Source organism: Streptomyces sp. NPDC055025, assembly GCF_053608565.1.
Genome location: NZ_JBSGVS010000013.1, coordinates 15,664 through 36,627 on the forward strand (window position 1 = coordinate 15,664; position 20,964 = coordinate 36,627).

Consider the following 20,964-nt stretch of genomic DNA (forward strand, 5'->3'; position numbering starts at 1 on the left):
GATCCGGTCGGCAACCGTGCAGGGGGACCCCGTGACATTGCGTTCGAAATCGGGTCGCTTCGTCGACATCGCCCTGGTACTGATGGCATATGGCTACTGATCTCCGGGTGCTGACCCCGGCCGAATGGGACCACTGGTACGGGACGCTGGAGGTCGCCTTCGGTGGTGTCCTGGAGACGCCGGAGAAGCGCGCGCTGATGGAGTCGCTGACCGAGCACGAGCGGTCGCTCGGCGTCTGGGACGGGGATCAATGCGTAGGTACGGCAGGGGCGTTCAGTTTCCGAGTGGCGGTCCCCGGCGGCCCGCTGGTGGCCGCGGCGGGGGTCACGATGGTGAGCGTCGCGGCGACCCACCGCAGGCGCGGGACGCTCACGTCGATGATGCGGCGCCAGCTCGACGATGTGAGGACGTGGGGAGAATCACTCGCCGTGTTGACGGCGTCCGAGCCGGCAATCTACGGACGGTACGGATACGGCGCCGCCACACAGGAGCTGCGGGCCGAGATCGACACGTCGCGGGTGCGGATCTCGGTGCCCGAGGGCGCCGACGGGATACGCCTTCGCCGGGCGGAGCCGCACGATCCGGCCGTACAGGAGGCGTGCGAGGCCGTGTACGCGGCGGAGGTCGCCACGCGCCCGGGGATGCTGGCCCGCCGGCCCGGCTGGGAACGGGTGCCGGTGATCGACGGCGAGAAGGCGATGGACGGGATGTCGGCGCTCCAGTGCGTACTGGCCGAACGGGACGGCGAGGTGGTGGGATTCACACTGTTTCGAAACCGCCCCGAATGGGATAAGTCAGGACCCAAGGGGACGATTGAACTCCAGGATCTGTACGCGTCGGACCCGTTGGCGTACGCCTCGCTCTGGCGCTTCGTCTCCGAGATCGATCTGACGTCGACGCTCCGCGTCCGCAACCGCCCGGTGGACGACCCGTTCCAGCATCTCGTCTCCGATGTACGCCGCTGCGGTCTGGCGGTGCGGGACGCGCTGTACGTACGGCTGGTGGAGGTGGGGGCGGCGCTGGAGGCCCGTACATACCGGACGCCCGTCGATGTCGTGCTGGAGGTGGAGGACGCCTTCTGCCCCTGGAACGAGGGCCGTTGGCGGCTGACGGGCGACACCAAGGGCGCGTCCTGCGAACGCACCGCCGACGAAGCCGATCTGGTCCTGACATCCACCGAACTGGGCGCGGCCTATCTGGGCGGGGTCTCCCTGGCGTCCCTGTCCCGCGCCGCCCGGGTCCGCGAGGCCCGCCCCGGGGCCCTCGCGGAAGCCTCCACGGCCTTCACCTCGGACCTGGCCCCCTGGCTCTCCCACGGCTTCTGAGCGCCTCCGGCGGCTTCCGAGTGCCTCCCGGGCCCGTCTGTTCAGCGCCGCTGGCAGGTGGGGCACCAGAAGAGATTGCGGGCGGCGAGGGGGGCCGTGCGGATCTCGGTGGCGCAGAGGTGGCAGGGGAGCCGGGCGCGGCGGTAGACGTAGACCTCGCCGCCGTGGTCGTCCACGCGCGGGGGGCGGTTCATCGCCTCGGGGGTGTGTTCGGGGCGGACGGTGTCGATGCGGTTGTCGCGTACGCCCTCGCGCATCAGGGCCACCAGATCCGCCCAGATCGCGTCCCACTCGCGGCGGGTGACGTCCCTGCCCGCGCGGTACGGGTCGATGCCGTGCCGGAAGAGGACCTCCGCGCGATAGACGTTGCCGACGCCGGCGATCACCTTCTGATCCATGAGCAGGGCGGCGACGGTCGTACGCGAGCGGGAGATCCGGGCCCAGGCCTTCTCGCCGTCGTCGGCGGGGCGCAGCGGGTCCGGGCCGAGGCGGTCGTGTATCGCGCGCTTCTCCGGGGCGGTGATCAGAGCGCAGGTGGTGGGACCGCGCAGATCCATGTACGCCGTGGCGGAGGCGATCCGGAGCCGGACGGTGTCGGTGGACGGCGGGGCGGGCGCGTCACCGAAGGCGACCTTGCCGAAGAGCCCGAGATGGATATGGACCCAGCCGACGTCCTCGCCGAAGCCGAGGAAGAGGTGTTTGCCGTGGGCGTCCACGTCCTCGAAGACCCCGCCGTCGAGCAGGGCCGCGCTGTCGGAGAACTTGCCCTGCGGACTGGTGACCCGTACCGCGGCGCCCCCGAAACGGTCGAGATGGTCCTCGGCGAGACGGTGGATCGTATGCCCCTCGGGCACGGTTTCTCCTGATCGGTACAGGTCGGGCGGGTACGGGATCGGCGGGGCCGGGCGGACCCCGCCCCGCGCGGGTCCACGCGTGGCTCTACGGGGCCACTGCGTGGCTCTACCGAGCCACGGCATGGCTGTGCCGCCGGAATCCGCCCGGCGGCACGCGGTCGGTCAGTCCTGCTGCGGGTGGTGGGCCGGAATGGGCGGCAGTTCGCGGGTCGCCTCGTACTCCGTGAGCATGTCGATCCGGCGCGAGTGCCGCTCCGCGCCCGAGTACGGCGTCTTGAGGAACACCTCGATGAACGAGACCGCCTCGTCGCGGGTGTGCATACGCCCGCCGACGGAGATCACGTTCGCGTTGTTGTGCTCGCGGCCGAGCGCCGCCGTCTGCTCGCTCCAGGCGAGCACGGCCCGTACTCCCCTGACCTTGTTCGCGGCGATCTGCTCGCCGTTGCCCGAACCGCCGATGACGATGCCGAGGCTGTCCGGGTCCGCGGCGGTGCGCTCCGCGGCGCGCAGGCAGAACGGCGGGTAGTCGTCCTCGGCGTCATAGATGTGCGGACCGCAGTCGACGGGCTCGTGGCCGTGTGCGGTGAGCCACTCGACGAGATGGTTCTTGAGTTCGAAGCCGGCATGGTCGGAACCGAGATACACGCGCATGCTCCGAGTGTGGCACGCGCGACGCCGGGTAGCGGTCAGCGGGGTCGCGGCCCGGCACCGGTGCCGCGTCCCCGGACAGAAGATCCGGAGAAAGATCCGGAACTGCGGCTTTCCTTAAGGATTGATGAATGACCTCGCTGCCATCCCCCATAAAGGCAGGCGGAGACCCCGGTGAACCTGGGAACTCACACTCCCCCACATCCGGCAACGCCAACAACGGAGAAGTCGGAGACCCCGGAGAAGCAGGAGGACCCGGAGAACCCGGAGAACCCGGAGAGGGCGGGGAGGGCGGGGACGGCCTTCAGGCCGGACTCAAGAACCGCCATCTCTCCATGATCGCGATCGGCGGGGTGATCGGCGCCGGGCTCTTCGTGGGCTCCGGTGCCGGTATCGCCGCCGCCGGACCCGCCATCCTGCTGTCGTACGCGCTGGTCGGCCTGATGGTCGTCCTCGTGATGCGAATGCTCGGCGAGATGGCCGCGGCGCGGCCGACGTCCGGCTCCTTCTCGGCGTACGCGGACCGCGCGCTCGGCCGCTGGGCGGGTTTCTCGATCGGCTGGCTGTACTGGTTCTTCTGGGTCGTGGTGCTGGCGGTCGAGGCCACCGCGGGCGCGCGGATCCTGGAGGGCTGGGTACCGGCCGTGCCGCAGTGGGCCTGGGCGCTGATCGTGATGGTCGTGCTGACGGCCACGAACCTCGTCTCCGTCGCGTCGTACGGGGAGTTCGAGTTCTGGTTCGCCGGGATCAAGGTGGTGGCGATCGCGGCGTTCGTCGTGGTCGGTCTGCTGGCCGTGTTCGGGCTGCTGCCCGGCTCCGACAACCCGGGCGCCGGTTTCGCCCATCTCGGTGACACCGGCGGCTTTCTGCCCGAGGGGCCCGGCGCGATCCTGACCGGTGTGCTGATGGTGGTCTTCTCGTTCATGGGCAGCGAGATCGTCACGCTCGCCGCCGGTGAGTCCGCCGATCCGCAGCGGGCCGTCTCCAAGGCCACCAACAGTGTGATCTGGCGGATCGCCGTCTTCTATCTCGGCTCGGTCTTCGTCGTCCTGACCCTGCTCCCCTGGAATGATCCCTCGATCGTCAAGGACGGCTCGTACGTCGCGGCCCTGAACTCGATCGGCATCCCGCACGCCGGACAGGTGATGAACGTCATCGTGCTGACGGCCGTGCTGTCCTGTCTCAACTCCGGTCTCTACACGGCGTCCCGGATGGCGTTCTCGCTCGGCCGGCGCGGCGACGCGCCCAGGTCCTTCGCGCGGACGAACGCGCGGGGCGTGCCGCGCGCCGCGATCCTGTCGTCCGTCCTCTTCGGCTTCGTGGCCGTCTTCTTCAACTACCGGTGGCCGGACACGGTCTTCGCGTTCCTGCTCAACTCGTCCGGAGCGGTGGCGCTGTTCGTCTGGCTGGTCATCTGCTGCACCCAGCTCAGGATGCGCGGGATCATCCTGCGCGAGTCGCCCGGGAAACTGGTCGTACGGATGTGGCTCTTCCCGTATCTGACCTGGGCGACGATCGCGATGATCGTGTTCGTGCTCGTCTATATGCTCACCGACGACACCGCGCGGGAGCAGGTGCTGCTCTCGCTGCTGGTGGCGGCGGTCGTGGTGGGCATCGCGCTGGTACGGAACGCACGCGGGCGGCGGACACCGGCGGGTGTCCCGAAGGGCGAGGCAGCCGACGCGGCCGATACGGCCGACTGAGCCGGCGGGAGCGGCGCGGCCGGCGCCTGCCGCGCCAGTCCCGGTGGCCGGGTGGCCGGGGCGGTGACATCGGCCCCGGCGGCCGGACCGGTCCCGGCGATCAGGTCAGCCGCGACGGCCGATGAGCTTCCAGGCCGCCGGCAGCGCGCCCATCGCCAGCGCGGCCTTGAGCGCGTCACCGAGCAGGAAGGGCACCAGGCCCGCCGAGATCGCGGCACCCGGTGACATCCCGGCGTAGACGGCCAGGTAGGGGACGCCGACCGCGTAGATGATCACGGAGCCCGCCACCATCGTCCCCGCCGTACGGAGTACGGAACGGTCGCCGCCACGGCGGGCCAGCGCACCCACCGCCGTGGCGGCGAGCAGCATGCCCAGGACATAGCCGAAGGAGGCGCCGCCGGGGCCGGAGGAGCCCGCCGAGAACCACGGCATCCCGGCCGATCCGAGCAGCGCGTAGACGGCGAGGGAGAGGAAGCCCCGCCGGGCGCCGAGGGAGGTGCCCACGAGCAGCGCGGCGAAGGTCTGGCCGGTGACGGGGACCGGGGAGCCGGGGACCGGTACGGAGATCTGCGCCGCGAGACCGGTGAGTACGGCGCCGCCGAGGACCAGGGCGATGTCCCGGACGCGGGTGGCGGGGAGCAGATCGGCGAGGACCGCTCCGGTACGGGGGGCTGCGGCGGCAGTGGTCATGGGGACTCCGCGGTCGAGGGGGCGCAGAAAACACAGGAAGCGCAGGGACAGCCCGACGGTAACCCGCAGGTTCATGCCGTTTCACCGTCGACTGTCCACAAAGCGAAGGTCAGAGGCTTGTGGGAGGTGGCACATGGTGCCATGTCTCGCAGGGAGCCGGACGGGACGACGAAGGGGACGACAGAGGGGACGACAGAGGAAGACGGCGGCGGCGACGAAAACGACGGACGTGCCGTATTGCTGCTAGCGTGCACTTGCATAAGACTTGCAATAAGAGGTCGGAGGGCTCGGACACATGGCCACGTACACGCTTCCTGAACTCCCGTACGACTACGCGGCGCTCGAACCGGTCATCAATCCGCAGATCGTCGAGCTGCACCACGACAAGCACCACGCCGCCTACGTCAAGGGCGCCAACGACACCCTGGAGCAGCTCGCGGAAGCGCGCGACAAGGAGTCCTGGGGTGCGATCAACGGGCTGGAGAAGAGCCTCGCGTTCCATCTCTCCGGCCACATCCTGCACTCGATCTACTGGCACAACATGACCGGTGACGGCGGCGGTGAGCCGCTCGCCGAGGACGGGCTCGGTGAGCTGGCGGACGCGCTGGCCGCGTCCTTCGGCTCGTTCGCCGGCTTCAAGTCCCAGCTCACCAAGGCCGCGGCGACGACCCAGGGCTCCGGGTGGGGGGTGCTCGCGTACGAGCCGGTCGGCGGACGGCTGATCGTCGAGCAGATCTACGACCACCAGGGCAATGTGGGCCAGGGGTCGGTGCCGATCCTGGTCTTCGACGCCTGGGAGCACGCCTTCTACCTCCAGTACAAGAACCAGAAGGTGGACTTCGTCGAGGCGATGTGGCGGGTCGTCAACTGGCAGGACGTGGCGAAGCGTTACACCGCGGCCAGGGAACGCGCGAACAACCTGCTGCTCGCGCCCTGACGCCCTGAGCCCCGAGCCTCCCCCCCCAGCCGGGGCCGTACGCGTCCTGCTCGTGATCGTCTTCTCACCCTTCACGCGCGGGCGGAAAGAGGAAGGACCCCCGCGAGGACATGACTCGCGGGGGTCCTTCTGTGTCACGCGGAGACGCGCTTCCGCGCGGACTCGGCCGAAATCGGACTCAGTCGAAAGTCGAAAGCGAACTCAGTCGAAAATCGGGCCCTGGGTCCGCGTCCTCTTGATCTCGTAGAACCCGGGGATCGACGCCACCAGCAGCGTGCCGTCCCAGAGCTTCGCGGCCGCCTCGCCCTTGGGGGCCGGGGTGACGACCGGGCCGAAGAAGGCGACCTGCTCGCCGTTCTCGCCGGGGACGGCGATGACGGGGGTGCCCACCTCCTGGCCGACCTTGTCGATGCCCTCCTTGTGGGAGGCGCGCAGCTCCGTGTCGTACGTGTCGGTGTCGGCGTAGTCGATCAGATCCGCGGGCAGGCCGACCTCGTCCAGCGCACCGGCGATCGCCTCGCGGGTCGCGCCCTCGCCCCGGTTGTGGATGCGGGTGCCGAGCGCCGTGTAGAGCTTGCCGATGACCTCGTCGCCGTGCTTCTGCTGGGCGGCGATCACCACACGGACGGGGGCCCAGGCCTTGGCGAGGCCCTCGCGGTACTCCTCGGGAATGTCCTTGTCCTCGTTGAGGACAGCCAGGCTCATCACATGCCAGCGCACCTCGATGTCGCGGACCTTCTCGACTTCGAGGACCCAGCGCGAGGTCATCCAGGCCCAGGGGCACAGCGGGTCGAACCAGAAGTCAACGGGGGTCTTGTCGGACATGACTCTCCTCGTAAGGGCGGTGAACACACCTCGGACACACCTCATTGGACCAACGTCCAGGACGGTCGGGAGCATTCCCCGATGCCGTCCCTCGTGGGCACATGGGAGGATCGCTGCGATTCCGACAAGCCAGACCAGCCATGAGGCGAGCCACGAAGGAGTGACCGTGCCCGGTGAGAACCTGTCCCGCGACGAGGCCCGTGAGCGGGCCGGACTGCTGTCCGTAGACGGGTACGAGGTCCGCCTCGACCTGCGCTCCGCGGTGGACGGGACGCCGGACGCGCTCCCCGCGCCGGAGGCCGCCCAGGACGCGCCCGCCGCGCCGGCCTCCCCGCGGACCTTCCGCTCCGTGACGACGATCCGGTTCCGCTGCGCGCGGCCGGGCGCCTCGACCTTCGCGGATCTGATCGCGCCGGGCGTGAACGCGGTGACGCTCAACGGGACGGAGCTGGACCCCGCCACCGTCTTCGACGGCTCGCGGATCGCCCTGCGCGGCCTGCGGGCCGAGAACGTACTGACCGTGGACGCGCAATGCGCGTACAGCCGCACCGGCGAGGGCCTGCACCGCTTCGTCGATCCGGAGGACGGCGAGGTCTATCTCTACACGCAGTACGAGCCGGCCGACGCCCGCCGTGTCTTCGTCAACTTCGAGCAGCCCGATCTGAAGGCCCCGTACCGCTTCGAGGTGACCGCGCCCGAGGGCTGGACGGTCTGGAGCAACGGCGAGGGCACACTGACCGACGGGGTGTGGCACTTCGCGGAGACGAAGCCGATCTCGACGTACATCACGGCCGTCGTCGCCGGTCCTTACCACTATGTGACCGACTCCTACCGCCGTACGTTCGAGGACGGCACGGTGCTGGAGATCCCGCTCGGCGCGATGTGCCGCAAGGGGCTCGCCCGGCACTTCGACGCGGACGACATCTTCCTGATCACCAAGCAGGGCCTGGACTTCTTCCACGACCACGTCGACTACCCGTATCCGTTCGGGAAGTACGACCAGGCGTTCGTGCCCGAGTACAACCTCGGCGCGATGGAGAACCCGGGCCTGGTGACCTTCCGCGAGGAGTACATCTTCCGGGGCTATGTGACCCGGGCGTCGTACGAGCGCAGGGCGAACACGATCCTGCACGAGATGGCGCACATGTGGTTCGGCGATCTGGTCACCATGCGGTGGTGGGACGACCTCTGGCTGAAGGAGTCCTTCGCCGACTTCATGGGCTCGTTCTCGCTGGTCGGGGCGACCCGTTTCACCAACGGCTGGATCACCTTCGCCAACAACCGCAAGGCGTGGGCGTACCGCGCCGACCAGCTGCCCTCCACCCATCCCGTCACGGCCGACATCCGGGACCTGGAGGACGCCAAGCTGAACTTCGACGGCATCACGTACGCCAAGGGCGCGTCGGTGCTCAAGCAGCTCGTGGCGTACGTCGGCCAGGAGGCGTTCCTGGAGGGCGCCAGGCGCTACTTCAAGCGGAACGAGTACGGGAACACGGAGCTGGGCGATCTGCTCTCCGCGCTGGCGGAGACGTCCGGGCGCGACATGGCGGGCTGGGCCCGCTCCTGGCTCCAGACGGCCGGGGTCAACTCCCTCACCCCGCAGGCGACGTATCGCGGCGACGGGCGAATCGTCGAGCTGGCCGTGGTGCAGGACGCCCCGGAGTCGCACCCCGAGCTGCGTCCGCACCGGGTGGCCGTGGGCCTGTACCGGCGCACGCCGGAGGGCGAACTCGTACGGTACGCGCGCGCCGAGACGGATGTCGCCGGGCCGCGTACGGTCGTCACCGAGCTGGCGGGGGCCGAGCACCCCGATCTGATCCTGGTCAACGACGACGATCTGACGTACTGCAAGATCCGCTTCGACGCGGAGTCGCTGGACACCCTGCGCGCCCGCCTCAGCGATCTCACCGACCCGCTCGCCCGCGCCCTGTGCTGGTCGGCGGCGTGGAATCTCACCCGGGACGCGCTGATGCCCGCCCGGGACTTCATCGTGCTGGTGCTCACCCACGCGGGCCGGGAGACGGACATCGGTGTGCTCCAGATGGTGCACGCCTGGGCACGGTCCGCGCTCAGCCACTACGCGGCGCCGGATTGGCGTGAGCACGGCCGGTGGCTGCTGGCCGGGAACGCGCTGCGGGAGCTGCGCGCGGCCGGGCCGGGCAGTGAGCACCAGCTCACCTGGGCGCGGTTCTTCGCCACGGTCGCGGCGGCGGAGGAGGATCTCCAGCTGCTGCGCGGGCTGCTGGACGGTACGGCGAAGATCGACGGTCTCCATGTCGACCAGGAGCTGCGCTGGGCGTTCCTGGAGCCGCTGGCCGCGCACGGGGCGGCGGACGAGTCGGTCATCGACGCGGAACTGGCCCTGGACGACACGGCGTCGGGCAAGCGTCACCAGGTGCGGTGTCTGGCGGCGCGGCCCTCGGCGGCGGTCAAGGCGCAGGACTGGGCGCGGGTCGTCGAGTCGGACGCGCTCTCGAACGCGCTCGTCGAAGCGGTGATCGCCGGTTTCGCCCAGCCGGGGCAGCGGGAGCTGATCGCTCCGTACGCGGCGAAGTACTTCGAGGTCATCGAGCGGGTGTGGGCGGAGCGTTCGATCCAGATCGCCATGCATGTGGTGCGGGGGCTGTATCCGGGGCTCCAGGGCGACCGTACGACCCTGGACGCCACGGAGGCCTGGCTCGACGCGCACCCGGACGCGGCGCCGGCGCTGCGCAGGCTGGTGCTGGAGGCGGGGGACGATCTGGCGCGGGCGCTGCGCGGCCAGGCGTGCGACACGGAGGCGGGGCGCGGCGGGTGGACGGGGCCCGACTCGGTCCCGGTGTGGCCGGGGCGGGGCTGACCGGTCGAGCTGGGGCGGGCCGGTCGGGGGCGGGCCGCACCCGTATGCGCGGGGCCGATCATACGAAGAGCCTCACGGCTTTGCCTGTGTGATTCGTACGAAGAGTCTCGCGTAATCGGCAGTCGAACGCCCGTACTTTAGGCCGAGCTTGTCCAATTTTGTCGACGAACTCGTAACAGGGGTTAGAGGGGTGGCGGAGCGCGGGCAGGACCGGGGCATGAACAACAACACCACCCCCCTCTTCCCCTGCCCCCTCAGCGACCTCGCCGGCTCCGGTGACGTACGGCACCGCGTGCTCTCGCTCGCGCAGTTGCGCGAGCACGGGGTGGCGGCGGGCCGGGCCGCCGCGCAGTCCCGCCCCGACGGCCCCTGGCAGCAACTGCTGCCGGGGGTCTATCTGCTGCACTCGGGGACGCCGACGAGCGAGGAGCGGCTGCACGCGGTACTGCTGTACGCGGGTCGGCCGAGCGCGAAGGCCGTACCGGTGCAGCCGGGCCCGTCGTCGCCGCCGTCCCCGGCTCCGTCCTGCTCGCCGTACGACTCCGTGATGATCACAGGACTCGCGGCGCTGGCGCTGTACGGCTTCTCCGCCACGCCGGGGCTGCTCTCGCTGGAACAGATCGATGTCCTGGTCCCGCGCACCCGGCGGCTGCGGTCGACGGGGTGCGCCCGGCTGATCCGTACGCACTCGCTGCCCCCGCCCGAGCAGGTCACCGGCCTGCCGGTGGCGCCCGTGGCCCGTGCGGTGGCCGACGCGGTCGCGGAACTGACCGACGCGCGCACGGTGGTCGAGCTGCTGACCGAAGCGGTACGCGGCGGCCGGTGCGAACCGGCCGCGGTGGTGCGGGAACTGAATCTGTCCGGCCTGCTGGCACGGCCCCATGTGGTGGAGGCGGTCGACTCGCTGCTCACGGAGGGGCGGGCGCTGGCGGAGAGGCGGCTGTACGAGATGGTGCGGACGTACGAACTGTCCGAGCCGGTATGGAACGTCGACCTGCGCCTCCCCGGCGGGCCCGCGCTCGGCAGTGTGGACGCGTACTGGCCGGAGTTCGCGGTCGCGGTCGAACTCGACACGAGGGCCCCGCACCGGGAAAACGGCGGCGCCGGCGCGGCGGACGAGGAGGCGGAGTGGTCGGAGGCCGTCCGCAAGCGCGAGCACCTGGAGCGGCTCGGCATCACGGTCGTCCACCTGACCCCGAGGAAGCTCCGGGAGTCGCTGGAACAACAGGCGACGGTGGTCCGCACGGCCCTGATGGCGGCGGACGACCGGGACCCGGCGGCGCGGGTGCTGGTACTCCCGAGATAACCCTTACGCCTCCCGGCTGGGCACCGTGGTTCGGGGTGCGTTTTGGCGGCGGCCGGTTGTCGTGTGCGGGTGGTCGCCCGCTGCCCTTCATACGCGCCCGGCGGCGCGGGGGCCGGTGGTGGGCGCGGGTCCGCATCAAGCCCGTCCGGCGATTGAGGACACACTCGCCGGACGGGACGGGGCGGGGGCAGCGTTCCGGCCCCGGAGGCGCACCGTTCCTAACCACAGAACTCCGCTTCGACCACCGCGTCCGTGGAGCCCGTCCAGTCGCCGTTGTAGTTCAGGGCGATCGAGTGCCTGCCGTCCGCGGTGGTCGCGGCGGCGGACGAGGAGCCGTGGATGCCGCCGTCGTGGCCCCAGACCTCCGTGCCGCAGGGGAGTTCGTGGGACTGGAGGCCGAGGCCGTAGGCGTAGCCGTCGCTCAGCGGGACGGTGGTCTTCATCTCGTCGAGTTGCCGCTTCGGCAGCAGCTCGCCCGTGAGCAGCGCGCTGTAGAAGCGGTTCAGATCGCCGGTGGTGGAGATCATGGCGCCCGACGCGCCCGCGACCGTCGGGTTGAGTTCGGTGACGTCGTGGACCGGGGCCGCCGGGTCCGGGGAGAACATCGAGTAGGCGCGGCCCGCCGGGCGGGGCATCCGGGCGTCGGTGCCGGGCACGCTGGTGGCGCGCAGGCCCAGCGGGCGCAGGATGCGGCGGTCGATCTCGGTGGCGTACGGACGGCCCGTCAGCTTCTCGATGACCAGCCCGGCGAGGACGTAGTTGGTGTTGGAGTAGCTCCAGTCCGTGCCGGGCTCGAACGCGGGCCGGTGGGCGAGGGCGACTCCGACCAGGTCACGGGGGCTCCAGGTGTCGTAGCGGTGCTGGAAGAAGCCGTCGCCGAAGATCTTGCCGATGAACCCCGCGTCGGAGGTGTAGTTGTAGATACCGCTGGTGTGGTTGAGGAGCTGGCGCAGGGTGATTTCGCGTCCGTCGTGGCCGTTGCCGCGCACCAGTCCGGGCAGCACGCTGTCGACGGTGTCGTCCAGGTCGACCCGGCCCTCCGCCTCCAGCTGGAGCAGCACCGTGGCGACGAAGGTCTTGGTGATGGACCCGACGCGGAAACGGTCCTGCGGAAGGCGTTCACGGCCGGTGGCGCGGTTCGCCACGCCCGCGTTCCCGTTCCAGACGCCCTCGCGGCCGGTCACCTGGGCCAGCGCTCCCGGCACGCCCTCCCGGACGGCGGCGTCGAGGGCCCGCTGCGCGGCGCGGTGGGCGGGAGCGGACCGGTCCGGGGCCGGGGCGGCCACCGCCGGGCCGATGAGCGCGGTGCCGGCGACGACCACGGCCGCCAGGGCTCCCGTCCACGCGATCCTGACCGTATGTACTGCCATGCGAACTCCCCTGTTGTGCGAATGCGGTCGGCAGGCAGGACGCCCGTGGCGCCGGTCGGGTTTTCCGCTCCTGGCGGGTTGACCCGCTTTCAGCCGTTCTCGGGGAGGCGGCCGAGCGCCGGTCGCTCACGCCACAGTCCCAGGCCGGTGTCGACGAGTTCGACGCGGTCCAGTTCCCGGACCTCGGCCAGGGGAAACCAGGCGGCCAGATCGGTGGAGCCGTCGGCCTCGGGGCGCAGTGAACCTCCGTTGATCCGGGCCTCGTAGATGATGCGCAGTCCCTGGAAGTCCGCGAAGCTGCCGAGTTTGCGCGGGTAGCGGCGGCGGATCGAGTCCACACCGAGCAGCGCCGTCATCTCGGCGGTGTAGCCGGTCTCCTCCTCGACCTCGCGGACCGCCGCGTCGACGGGGTCCTCACCGTGGTCCATACCGCCGCCCGGGAGCGTCCAGCGTCTGGTGCCGTCACGGGCCACCCACCGCGCGAGAAGGATCTGTTCACCCTGAACGCACACGGCGTAGGCGGCGACTCGTAGCTCCTGGTTCATCCCGCGAGGGTAGAACCATGACGGCGACGGGATCCGGGGCTCCGGAGGATCTGTCCGATTGATCCTTCATGGCGCAACCACCGCGCTGGCGGATGTGCGCCATGACCGAAACGCGTCCCTGACAGCTCTCCACAAACCCCTGTCACTTAGGAAAAGCTGAGCGGTCATCCGGTACCGAAATCCGGACTGTCTCTTTCACAAGCAGGGATGCTGATGACCTCCGAATCCGAGCGCTCCATATCCGGACCGAGACGCGTGGCCAGGGTCGCGGCGGCGGCCGGCCTGGTGGCCGCGCTGATCGCCTCCGGTGCGGTGCCCGCGTTCTCCGCGACAGGCGCCGACGACCCGGCCGCCCCCGTACCCGTCAAGTCGTCCTCAGACAAGCTGGGGTCGGCCGACGCCGATCTGCTCGCCAAGGCCGAGGCCTCGGGCGAGAAGAACATATCCCTGATGGTCGCCACCGCTCCCGGGGCGACCGAGCAGGTCGCCGGCCAGCTCGACGCCGTTCCCGGCGCCGTGGTCGGCAAGACGTACGACAAGCTCGGTTACGTACGGGCGACGCTCCCCACCGCCAAGGCGGACGCGGCGATCAGGGCGGCCCAGAAGCTCTCGTCCGTGCACGGCATCGATCTCAACCAGGAGATCAAGCTCGACGACCCGAGGCCCGCGGGTGACGCGGTCCAGGGCGCGAAGGGCTCCGCCAAGGCCGCGGACGTGGAGAAGTACCCGGCGCCGGACAGCAGGACCGCCGCGGAGAACCCGTACAACCCGTCCTTCGAGACCGGTGCGGTGGACTTCGTCCGGAAGAACCCGACGGCCGACGGCCGCGGAGTGACCATCGGCATCCTGGACTCGGGCGTCGACCTCGCCCACCCGGCGCTCCAGAAGACCACCACCGGTGAGCGCAAGATCGTCGACTGGGTGACGGCCACCGACCCGGTCGCCGACGCCGACAGCACCTGGCGCATCATGAACGCCGCGGTGGCGGGCCCGTCGTTCACGGCGGGCGGACGTACGTGGACGGCGCCGGCCGGCTCGTACAAGTTCAACCTGTTCCGCGAGAACGCCACGCTCGGCGGCGAGATGGCGGGCGACCTCAACCGCGACGGTGACACCACCGATGTGTGGGGCGTGCTCTACGACCCGGCCGCCGGAACCGTCCGCGTCGATCTGAACAACGACGGCGACTTCACGAACGACGTGGCGATGAAGCCGTACAAGGACGGCTTCCAGATCGGCTACTTCGGTACGGACAACCCGGCCACCCCGGTGGCCGAGCGCATCCCGTTCGTCGTCGAGATCCGCAAGGACGTCGTCTACAACGCGGCGGGCGCGACCTCCGACTTCGTCAGCATCGGTGTCATCGAGGGCGCGCACGGTTCGCACGTCGCCGGTATCACCGCCGCCAACGGGCTCTTCGGCGGCAAGATGAACGGCGCCGCCCCCGGCGCCAAGCTGGTCTCCTCGCGCGCCTGCTCCTGGAGCGGCGGCTGCACCAGCATCGCGCTCACCGAGGGCATGATCGACCTCGTCGCCAACCGCGGTGTCGACATCGTCAACATGTCGATCGGCGGTCTGCCCCCGCTGAACGACGGCAACAACGCCCGTTCCGAGCTGTACACACGGCTCATCGACACCTACGGCGTACAGCTGGTGATCTCCGCCGGCAACGACGGCCCCGGTACCAACACCATCAGTGACCCGGCCCTGGCCGACAAGGTCATCTCCGTCGCCGCGTCGATCTCCAAGGAGACCTGGGCCGCCAACTACGGCTCCGGTGTGACGAAGGAGTACGGGCTGCTCCCGTTCTCCTCCCGCGGCCCGCGCGAGGACGGCGGCTTCACGCCGACCATCACCGCCCCGGGCGCCGCCATCAACAGCACCCAGACCTGGGCGCCGGGCGGCCCGGTCGCCGAGGCGGGCTACTCGCTGCCGCCCGGCTACTCGATGCTCCAGGGCACCTCGATGGCCTCCCCGCAGGCCGCGGGCGCGAGCGCGCTGCTGATCTCGGCCGCCAAGCAGAACGGCATCGACCTCACCCCCGCCAAGCTGCGGACGGCGCTCACCAGCACCGCCGAGAAGATCGACGGTCTCCAGGCGCATGAGCAGGGCGCGGGTCTGATCGACGTCCTGGCGGCGTGGAAGTCCATCCAGCGCGACCCCAGCTCGTACGAGTACACGGTGAAGGCCCCGGTCGACACCACGATCGACGAGTTCCTGAAGACGCCCGGCTTCGGCACGGGTCTGTACGACCGCGACGGCGGCCTCCAGGCCGGCCAGAGCAGGAAGTACGACATCACCATCACCCGGACCACCGGCCCCGCGGACCGCGTGGAGCACCGGCTGAAGTGGAAGTACAACGACGACGCCACCTTCGCGCTGGTCGGCAGCCACAACGTCGAGCTGCCGCTCAACCACCCGGTCACGGTCACCGTGGAGGCGAAGCCCGGTTCCGCCGGGGTGCACAGCGCCATCCTGGAGCTGGACGACCGTGACTCGGAGGGTGTGGACAAGCAGATCCTCACCACCGTGGTCGTCTCCAAGCCGCTGGGGGCGCCCTCGTACGCCTTCTCGGCGAACGAGTCCGTGCAGCGCAACAGCTCGACGTCGTACTTCCTGACGGTCCCGCAGGGCGCGAAGACGCTGGAGGTGGCGCTGGGCGGGCTGGCCACGGGCAGCCAGACCCGGTTCATCTCCATCCACCCGTACGGTGTGGCCGTGGAGGACAGCTCCACGATCTTCTGCTACCCGAACTACAACAACCCGAGCAACACCTGCCGCCCGGATCTGCGGTCGTACCAGAACCCGCAGCCCGGCGTCTGGGAGATCGAGGTCGAGGCCCGCCGTACGTCGCCTCTGCTCGACAACCCGTACCGGCTGGACGTGTCGATCCTCGGCGCGGTCTTCAACCCTGCGGTCACCACGCTGCCCGAGGCGAAGATCGGTACGCCGGCGCCGGTGACCTGGACGGTCACCAACAGCGCCGCCGCCATCGACGGCAAGCTCGGCGGCGGTTCGCTGGGCTCGGCGAAGGTCACCCGCCCGACCATCTCGGACGGCGACCAGATCGAGTCCACGGTCGCCATCGGCGCGGGGGTCGAGAAGCTCGACTTCACCATCGGCGGTGCCTCGGACAACAACGCGGACCTGGACCTCCTGGTCTACCGCAACGGCGTGCTGATCGGTTCCTCCACGAGCGCCAGCGCGGACGAGACGGTCAGCCTGACCAACCCGGCCGCCGGTACGTACACGGCCGTCGTGGACGCCTACTCGGTCCCGGCCGGGACCACGGCGTACGACTACCGCGACGTCTACTACTCCGACTCGCTCGGCACGATCAGCGCCAGTGGCGCGGTCAAGCTCGACAGCGGGGCCTCGGCGCAGGCCGCGGCCGAGGTGCTGGTGAACAGCGCCGCGCCGGAGGGCCGGCAGTTCTTCGGTGAGGTGCAGCTGCTGAACGCGCGCGGCACGGCCGCGGGCACCGGCAGTGTGATCATCGCGAGCGTCACCCCGTAACCCGTGCGGTAATGGAGGGGCGGGTGTCCAGGCGGACGCCCGCCCCTTCGGCGTTCCTCCGCCGGGGCCCGGCCGTCCCCCGGGCATCCCGTCCCCCGGACCCTCCGTCCCCCGGACCATTCCGTCCTTTGGACAATGGATTGGACAACCCGGCCCGGGACAGACGCATGATGGGGGAACGCGTTCCCCGGGACGGTCACGAGTGAGGAGCCCCAGTGAAGGTCGGAATCGTCGGAGCCACCGGTCAGGTCGGCACGGTCATGCGCAGCGTCCTGGCCGAGCGGGACTTCCCCGCCACCGAACTGCGGCTCTTCGCCTCCGCCCGGTCCGCGGGCTCCGTCATCGAGTGGCAGGGGCGGGCGATCACGGTCGAGGACGCCTCCGCGGCCGACTACAGCGGGCTCGACATCGTGCTCTTCTCGGCCGGTGGCGCCACCTCGAAGGCGCTCGCCGAGAAGGTCGCCGGCCAGGGCGCCGTCGTGATCGACAACTCCTCCGCCTGGCGCCGTGACCCCGAGGTCCCGCTGGTCGTCTCCGAGGTCAACGCGCACGCGATCAGGAACCGCCCCAAGGGCATCATCGCCAATCCGAACTGCACCACGATGGCCGCCATGCCCGTGCTGCGCCCGCTGCACGCGGAGGCCGGGCTGACGGCGCTGGTCACCGCCACCTACCAGGCCGTCTCCGGCTCCGGTCTCTCCGGGGTCGCCGAGCTGCACGGCCAGGCGCAGAAGGTCGTCGCCGAGGCGGACCGGCTCACCCATGACGGCGGGGCCGTCGACTTCCCCGAGCCCGCCGTCTACCGGCGGCCGATCGCCTTCAACGTGGTGCCGCTCGCGGGCAGTCTCGTGGACGACGGCTCCTTCGAGACCGACGAGGAGCAGAAGCTCCGCAACGAGTCGCGCAAGATCCTGGAGATCCCGGAGCTGAAGGTCTCCGGTACCTGTGTCCGGGTGCCGGTCTTCACGGGCCACTCGCTCCAGATCAACGCCCGCTTCGCGCGTCCGCTCAGCGTGGCACGCGCGTACGAGCTGCTCAAGGACGCGCCGGGGGTGGAGCTGTCCGAGATCCCCACCCCGCTCCAGGCGGCCGGCCAGGACGCCTCGTACGTCGGCCGGATCCGCGACGACGAGACCGTGGAGAACGGTCTGTCACTCTTCGTGTCCAACGACAACCTCCGCAAGGGCGCGGCGCTCAACGCCGTCCAGATCGCGGAGCTGGTGGCGGCCGAGCTCAGGGGCTGACGGGACGGCGGCGGCACCGCCCGGCACCCGCTCCGTCCCCCGCGGTTTACTGCCAGGCGTGCGGCCCGGTCCGCATGGAAGGATGGCGGGAAACGTCACATACCGAGGAGATGACCCGGGTGCCAGGCACAAATCTGACCCGCGAAGAGGCGCAGCGGCGCGCGCACCTGCTCACCGTTGACTCGTACGGGATCGATCTCGATCTGAGCGGCGCGCAGGAGGGCGGCACCTACCGGTCCGTGACCACGGTGCGCTTCGAGAGCGCGGAGGCCGGGGCGGAGACCTTCATCGATCTGGTGGCACCCTCCGTGCACGAGGTCGTGCTGAACGGCACCGCGCTGGATGTCGCCGCGGTCTTCCGGGACTCGCGCATCGCGCTGCCGCGTCTGCACGAGGGCCCGAACGAGCTGACGGTCGTCGCGGACTGCGCGTACACCAACACGGGCGAGGGGCTGCACCGCTTCGTCGACCCGGTCGACCAGCAGGCCTATCTCTACACGCAGTTCGAGGTGCCGGACGCGCGGCGCGTCTTCGCCTCGTTCGAGCAGCCGGACCTCAAGGCGACCTTCCAGTTCACCGTGAGGGCCCCCGAGGGCTGGACCGTCGTCTCCAACTCGCCGACGCCGGAGCCCAAGGAGAACGTCTGGAGCTTCGAGCCGACCCCGCGTATCTCGTCGTACATCACGGCGCTGATCGTCGGTCCGTACCACTCGGTGCACAGCTCGTACGAGAAGGACGGGCAGTCCGTGCCGCTGGGCATCTACTGCCGTCCCTCGCTCGCCGGGTATCTGGACTCGGACGCGATCTTCGAGGTCACCCGGCAGGGCTTCGACTGGTTCCAGGAGAAGTTCGACTACGCCTATCCCTTCGCCAAGTACGACCAGCTCTTCGTGCCGGAGTTCAACGCGGGCGCGATGGAGAACGCGGGCGCGGTGACCATCCGCGACCAGTACGTCTTCCGCTCGAAGGTGACGGACGCGGCGTACGAGACGCGGGCCGAGACGATCCTGCACGAGCTGGCGCACATGTGGTTCGGCGATCTGGTCACCATGGAGTGGTGGAACGACCTGTGGCTGAACGAGTCGTTCGCCACCTACACCTCGATCGCCTGCCTGGCCGACGCGCCGGGCTCGCGGTGGCCGCAGTCCTGGACGACGTTCGCCAACTCCATGAAGACCTGGGCGTACCGTCAGGACCAGCTCCCCTCCACGCACCCGATCATGGCGGACATCCGCGATCTGGACGACGTGCTGGTCAACTTCGACGGCATCACCTACGCCAAGGGCGCGTCCGTACTGAAGCAGCTCGTCGCGTATGTCGGGCAGGACGAGTTCTTCCGGGGCGTCCAGGCGTACTTCAAGGCGCACGCGTACGGGAACACCCGGCTCTCCGATCTGCTGGGCGCGCTGGAGGAGACCTCCGGGCGTGATCTGAAGACCTGGTCGAAGGCGTGGCTGGAGACGGCCGGCATCAATGTCCTGCGTCCGGAGATCGAGCTGGACGCGGCGGGCCATGTGACGTCGTTCTCCGTGCGGCAGGAGGCGCCGGCGCTGCCCGCGGGCGCCAAGGGCGAGCCGGTGCTGCGCCCGCACCGGATCGCGATCGGCTGCTACGACCTGGACGGCAGCGGCAAGCTGGTCCGTACGAGCCGGATCGAGCTGGACGTGGACGGGGAGAGCACGGACGTGCCGTTCCCCGCGAACACCCCGCGTCCCGCGGTGATCCTGCTCAACGAGGACGATCTGACCTATGCGAAGGTCCGGCTGGACGAGGAGTCGCTGCGGGTCGTCACCGAGCATCTCGGGGACTTCACGGAGTCGCTGCCGCGCGCGCTGAGCTGGGCGTCGGCATGGGACATGACCCGGGACGGCGAGCTGGCGACCCGCGACTACCTGGAGCTGGTGCTCTCCGGCATCACGAAGGAGTCGGACATCGGTGTGGTGCAGTCGCTGCACCGCCAGGTGAAGCTGGCGCTCGATCTGTACGCGGCGCCCGCGTGGCGCGAGGCGGGACTGACGCGGTGGACGGACGCGACGCTGGCGCATCTGCGCGCGGCCGAGCCCGGCGGCGATCACCAGCTCGCGTGGGCGCGGGCGTTCGCGGCGACCGCGCGCACCCCTCAACAGCTCGATCTGTTGCAGAACCTGCTCGACGGTACGGAGACGATCGAGGGCCTGGCCGTCGACACCGAGCTGCGCTGGGCGTTCGTCCAGCGGCTGGCCGCGGTGGGTCTGCACGACGACGAGGAGATCGCGGCCGAGTACGAGCGCGACAGGACGGCCGCGGGCAAGCGGCACGCGGCGGCGGCGCGCTCGGCGCGTCCGCTGCCCGAGGCCAAGGCGGAGGCCTGGGCGTCGGTGGTGGAGAGTGACAAGCTCCCCAACGCCCTCCAGGAGGCGGTGATCAGCGGCTTCGTCCAGACCGACCAGCGTGAGCTGCTGGCGCCGTACACGGAGAAGTTCTTCGCGGCGGTCGCGGATGTCTGGGAGTCCCGCTCCCATGAGATGGCCCAGCAGATCGCGGTCGGGCTCTACCCGTCCCTCCAGGTCTCCCAGGAGACGCTGGACGCGACGGACGCCTGGCTCGCCTCGGCGGGTCCGAACGCGGCGCTGCGCCGGCTGATCTCGGAGTCGAGGTCGGGTGTCGAGCGCGCGCTGAGGGCGCAGGCGGCCGACGAGGCGGCGGCCACCGCGTAACAACGGCGAGTGGGGGGACGGTCCGGGCCTGGAGCGCAGCGACAGGGCCCGGACCGTCCCCCCACGTGCTTTCACGTCCCCCGCGTCCCCTCGCGGCACGTACCGCACGCACGGTGGACGGCGCTCAAGGCACATACCGCACGCACTGCGCGCATGGAGGCGCCGCCCGGCGCACTCTGCGGTGCGGGGCGGCGCCTTGTCGGCCCAGGGGGTCAGACGTGCTGCTTGTGGGACTTGTCGAGGACCATGACCAGGCCCGCGATGATCCCGAAGATCACCAGCGGGGCCGCCACATACAGACCGAGCGTCTCGGCGATGCTCAGCCCGGGGCCGGGGTCGTCGCCGTCGTCCCGGGAGAGCGCGAGCGCCGGGGACGACATGAGCAGCATCATCAGCGTCGTACCGGCCGCCAGGGCGCCGGCGCGCAGAGCGTTCTTCTTGTCCACGGTGCAAACGTAGCGAACGC

The 20,964-nt window shown here is 70.2% G+C and carries 15 protein-coding genes; 8 read left to right on the forward strand and 7 right to left on the reverse strand.

Annotated elements, in window-relative coordinates; all coding sequences use genetic code 11:
- Positions 1 to 89 precede the first annotated feature (89 nt).
- A complete protein-coding gene (locus tag ACWGDX_RS10650; protein WP_453624216.1) occupies positions 90 to 1,325 on the forward strand; it encodes a GNAT family N-acetyltransferase in 1,236 nt (411 codons plus the stop codon).
- A gap of 41 nt (positions 1,326 to 1,366) precedes the next feature.
- Here the strand turns inward: ACWGDX_RS10650 and ACWGDX_RS10655 are convergent, their stop codons facing one another.
- Both ACWGDX_RS10655 and ACWGDX_RS10660 read right to left on the reverse strand, forming a co-directional pair.
- Entirely contained in the window at positions 1,367 to 2,179 is an 813-nt protein-coding gene (locus tag ACWGDX_RS10655) for an Fpg/Nei family DNA glycosylase (protein ID WP_453624218.1), read from the reverse strand.
- Positions 2,180 to 2,341: 162 nt separating this feature from the next.
- Positions 2,342 to 2,830 carry a ribose-5-phosphate isomerase gene (locus ACWGDX_RS10660; protein ID WP_453624220.1) on the reverse strand — a complete coding sequence of 163 codons (489 nt, stop codon included), beginning with the start codon at positions 2,828 to 2,830 and terminating at the stop codon, positions 2,342 to 2,344.
- Positions 2,831 to 2,958: 128 nt separating this feature from the next.
- Here ACWGDX_RS10660 and ACWGDX_RS10665 point away from each other — a divergent pair, with 128 nt between their 5' ends.
- On the forward strand, positions 2,959 to 4,530 hold the full coding sequence (locus ACWGDX_RS10665; protein WP_453624222.1) for an amino acid permease: 1,572 nt from the start codon (positions 2,959 to 2,961) through the stop codon (positions 4,528 to 4,530).
- Between the two features lie 105 nt (positions 4,531 to 4,635).
- Here ACWGDX_RS10665 and ACWGDX_RS10670 read toward each other — a convergent pair whose 3' ends face one another.
- Positions 4,636 to 5,220 (reverse strand): biotin transporter BioY, encoded by a 585-nt coding sequence (locus ACWGDX_RS10670; RefSeq protein ID WP_365900874.1) that lies wholly within the window; start codon positions 5,218 to 5,220, stop codon positions 4,636 to 4,638.
- A gap of 295 nt (positions 5,221 to 5,515) precedes the next feature.
- On the opposite strand from ACWGDX_RS10670, the gene ACWGDX_RS10675 reads away from it, so the two are divergent.
- Entirely contained in the window at positions 5,516 to 6,157 is a 642-nt protein-coding gene (locus ACWGDX_RS10675; protein ID WP_365900873.1) for a superoxide dismutase, read from the forward strand.
- A gap of 201 nt (positions 6,158 to 6,358) precedes the next feature.
- On the opposite strand, the gene ACWGDX_RS10680 is transcribed toward ACWGDX_RS10675, so the two are convergent.
- Entirely contained in the window at positions 6,359 to 6,982 is a 624-nt protein-coding gene (locus ACWGDX_RS10680) for a mycothiol-dependent nitroreductase Rv2466c family protein (RefSeq protein ID WP_382853048.1), read from the reverse strand.
- 166 nt (positions 6,983 to 7,148) lie between these two features.
- Between ACWGDX_RS10680 and pepN (ACWGDX_RS10685) the strand changes: the two genes are divergently transcribed.
- Both pepN (ACWGDX_RS10685) and ACWGDX_RS10690 read left to right on the forward strand, forming a co-directional pair.
- Positions 7,149 to 9,821 carry an aminopeptidase N gene (gene pepN, locus ACWGDX_RS10685; RefSeq protein ID WP_453624225.1) on the forward strand — a complete coding sequence of 891 codons (2,673 nt, stop codon included), beginning with the start codon at positions 7,149 to 7,151 and terminating at the stop codon, positions 9,819 to 9,821.
- 217 nt (positions 9,822 to 10,038) lie between these two features.
- Positions 10,039 to 11,127 (forward strand): hypothetical protein, encoded by a 1,089-nt coding sequence (locus tag ACWGDX_RS10690; RefSeq protein ID WP_453624227.1) that lies wholly within the window; start codon positions 10,039 to 10,041, stop codon positions 11,125 to 11,127.
- A 218-nt stretch (positions 11,128 to 11,345) separates the two neighbouring features.
- Here the strand turns inward: ACWGDX_RS10690 and ACWGDX_RS10695 are convergent, their stop codons facing one another.
- The gene (locus tag ACWGDX_RS10695; RefSeq protein WP_453624228.1) at positions 11,346 to 12,497 is read right to left on the reverse strand and encodes a serine hydrolase domain-containing protein; all 1,152 of its coding nucleotides are present in this window, start codon (positions 12,495 to 12,497) and stop codon (positions 11,346 to 11,348) included.
- An 89-nt stretch (positions 12,498 to 12,586) separates the two neighbouring features.
- Entirely contained in the window at positions 12,587 to 13,042 is a 456-nt protein-coding gene (locus ACWGDX_RS10700; RefSeq protein ID WP_453624230.1) for an NUDIX hydrolase, read from the reverse strand.
- A 207-nt stretch (positions 13,043 to 13,249) separates the two neighbouring features.
- Here ACWGDX_RS10700 and ACWGDX_RS10705 point away from each other — a divergent pair, with 207 nt between their 5' ends.
- From ACWGDX_RS10705 to pepN (ACWGDX_RS10715), 3 genes are all read left to right on the forward strand, one after another.
- Positions 13,250 to 16,558 (forward strand): S8 family serine peptidase, encoded by a 3,309-nt coding sequence (locus tag ACWGDX_RS10705; RefSeq protein WP_453624232.1) that lies wholly within the window; start codon positions 13,250 to 13,252, stop codon positions 16,556 to 16,558.
- A gap of 215 nt (positions 16,559 to 16,773) precedes the next feature.
- On the forward strand, positions 16,774 to 17,802 hold the full coding sequence (locus ACWGDX_RS10710; protein WP_453624234.1) for an aspartate-semialdehyde dehydrogenase: 1,029 nt from the start codon (positions 16,774 to 16,776) through the stop codon (positions 17,800 to 17,802).
- Positions 17,803 to 17,921: 119 nt separating this feature from the next.
- The gene (gene pepN / locus ACWGDX_RS10715) at positions 17,922 to 20,498 is read left to right on the forward strand and encodes an aminopeptidase N (RefSeq protein WP_453624236.1); all 2,577 of its coding nucleotides are present in this window, start codon (positions 17,922 to 17,924) and stop codon (positions 20,496 to 20,498) included.
- Between the two features lie 212 nt (positions 20,499 to 20,710).
- On the opposite strand, the gene ACWGDX_RS10720 is transcribed toward pepN (ACWGDX_RS10715), so the two are convergent.
- On the reverse strand, positions 20,711 to 20,944 hold the full coding sequence (locus ACWGDX_RS10720) for a hypothetical protein (protein WP_365900863.1): 234 nt from the start codon (positions 20,942 to 20,944) through the stop codon (positions 20,711 to 20,713).
- Between the last annotated feature and the right edge of the window lie 20 nt (positions 20,945 to 20,964).